Here is a 2287-nt window from a genome sequence, read left to right on the forward strand (position 1 = left end):
CTCATCAGAAAGCTGCCCAAGGGGCGCAAGTTCCCCATGCGCATCATCCGCAGAGGAGGCAGCTTCTTCCTGCCGCTGGTGCTGTGACAGACACTGCCCGGTTGCATGATATCGCCCGCCTTTCGGCGGGCTTTTTCATGTCCGGAGAAACCACATTTCGGGTGAATTTGAAGTGAAAGGTGTGCCGCCGTCAGATGGCGGCCGGCTCCAGCCGCAGGCCGTCCGCGTCAATGCGCAGGATCTGCCCGCCGTCTTCGTGCCAGTCGCCCACCACCCAGCGGTGGCGGCCATTGGGATAGGCATGATGGGCCGGTCTGTGGGTATGGCCGTGGATCAGGTGGCGCGCCTCCGGCCAGGCGTCGAACCAGGCCAGAACGGTGGTCTCGTCCACATCCATCCATTCGGCCGGCTTGTTGGCCGTTTCCTCACGGGAGCGGTCACGCAGGCGCTGGCCGATGGCACGGCGGCGTTCCGCCGGCATCTTGAGAAACAGCCATTGAACAAAACGGCTGCGCAGACGGCGGCGCACCTTCTGGTAGTCCGCATCCAGCGTGCACAGCTCGTCGCCATGGCACAGGATCACCTCATGTCCATGGAGACGGGTGCGCACCACTTCCGGCAAGGGCTGCACCCCGGTGACGTCCCAGAACGCCTCACGCATGAGAAAGTCCCGGTTGCCGTAGAGCAGTTTCACCTCGGTGCCGCTGGCGGTCAGCCCACGCAGTGCTTCGATGGCGAAGGCGTATTCCTCCAGCCCGATGTCGTCGCCCACCCAGCGCTCGAACAGGTCGCCGATGAGATAGAGGGTGTCCGCTTCCCGCGCCTGACCGGCCAGAAAGGCGAGAAACGCCCGGTTGACCGGATGGTCAGGGTCGGTCTGCAGGTGAATGTCGCCTGCGATGAGGGTGAAAGGCTTTTTCGGCATGTTTTGGCGGCGCAGGGCGCGGCGGCTGGCGCCGCATCCTGTAAAAGTGGGGGAGACCCCGTTGTTTCAGGCGTCTTCGATCACTTCGGTGGATTCGATGATGACATCCTCCAGCGGCACATCCTGATGGCCGGCGCGGTTGCCGGTGGGCACGCTGGCGATGGCGTCCACCACGTCCTGACCGTCAATCACCTCACCGAAGACTGCATAGCCCCAGCCGTTGATGTCCTTGCCGGTATGGTCGAGAAAGGCGTTGTCCGCCAGGTTGATGAAAAACTGGCTGGTGGCGGAGTGGGGGTCCATGGTACGTGCCATGGAAAGGGTGTATTTTCTGTTCTTGAGGCCGTTGTCCGCCTCGTTCTCGATGGGCGGGTGGGTCGGCTTCTGGGCCATGTCCGGCGTGTGACCGCCGCCCTGAATGACAAAGCCGGGAATGACACGGTGGAAGATGGTGCCGTCATAATGGCCTTCCTTCGCATAACGCAGGAAGTTTTCCACGGTCTTGGGCGCCTTGTCGGGATTGAGGGCGATGACAATGTCGCCCTTGCTGGTGTGGAAGATGACCTTGGGTGTGCTCATGTTCTGCTCCTTACTGAATCTGACGGGCACGTTTGATGATCACCGGCTCAAGCGGCACGTCCTTCATGCCGTTCTTCCAGCCGGTGGGCACCTGGCGGATTCTGTTGACTACGCGGAAGCCCTTGATGACACGCCCGAAGACGGCGTAGCCCCAGCCGCGCGGGGTCTTTTCGCGGAAGTCGAGAAAACTGTTGTTGTTCACGTTGATGAAGAACTGGCTGGTGGCCGAATGGGGATCGGAGGTGCGCGCCATGGCCACATAGCCGATGCGGTTGTGCAGGCCGTTGTCCGCCTCATTGGGAATCGGGTCGTGGGTGACCTTGCGCTTCATGTCCGCCGTATAGCCACCGCCTTGAATCATGAAATCCGAGATCACCCGGTGAAAAAGGGTGCCGTCGTAGAAGCCTTCGTTCACATAGCGCAGAAAGTTCTTCACCGTCTTCGGTGCCTTGTCCGGATAGAGTTCGATGACGATGTTGCCGTAGTTGGTCTCCAGCATCACCTGCGGGCGTTTGTTTTCTGCAGCGTTTGCCAGCAGGGGCAGCAGCGCCAGCGCCAGAAATGCGCGTCGAAGCATTTGGGCTCTCCTGTAAAATATGCCGATTGCCAAATTATAAAGGGAAGCCGAACCTTGAAGACCCGTTTCGCACCGTCACCGACCGGCCATATCCACATGGGCAACGCCCGCACGGCCCTGTTCAACGCCCTCATGGGCCACAAGCGTGGCGCCACCTTCCTGCTGCGCATCGAGGACACCGACACCGAGCGGAGCCGGGACGAATA

The 2287-nt window shown here is 61.1% G+C and carries 4 protein-coding genes; 1 reads left to right on the forward strand and 3 read right to left on the reverse strand.

Going from position 1 to position 2287, the window contains the following annotated elements:
* Nucleotides 1-190: 190 nt before the first annotated feature.
* The 3 genes from F8K16_RS04085 to F8K16_RS04095 form a co-directional block, all read right to left on the reverse strand.
* Complete coding sequence (locus tag F8K16_RS04085; protein ID WP_294947314.1) at nucleotides 191-925, reverse strand: UDP-2,3-diacylglucosamine diphosphatase; 735 nt, start codon at nucleotides 923-925, stop codon at nucleotides 191-193.
* Between the two features lie 66 nt (nucleotides 926-991).
* On the reverse strand, nucleotides 992-1504 hold the full coding sequence (locus F8K16_RS04090; protein WP_294947317.1) for a peptidylprolyl isomerase: 513 nt from the start codon (nucleotides 1502-1504) through the stop codon (nucleotides 992-994).
* Between the two features lie 10 nt (nucleotides 1505-1514).
* Nucleotides 1515-2003, reverse strand: coding sequence for a peptidylprolyl isomerase (locus F8K16_RS04095; RefSeq protein ID WP_367122705.1), 489 nt, complete (start codon nucleotides 2001-2003; stop codon nucleotides 1515-1517).
* Between the two features lie 114 nt (nucleotides 2004-2117).
* Between F8K16_RS04095 and F8K16_RS04100 the strand changes: the two genes are divergently transcribed.
* The coding region (locus F8K16_RS04100) for a glutamate--tRNA ligase family protein (RefSeq protein WP_294947323.1) at nucleotides 2118-2287 on the forward strand (170 nt) is incomplete at its 3' end.

The organism is Sulfurivirga sp. (assembly GCF_015490265.1).
GTDB lineage: Bacteria > Pseudomonadota > Gammaproteobacteria > Thiomicrospirales > Thiomicrospiraceae > Sulfurivirga.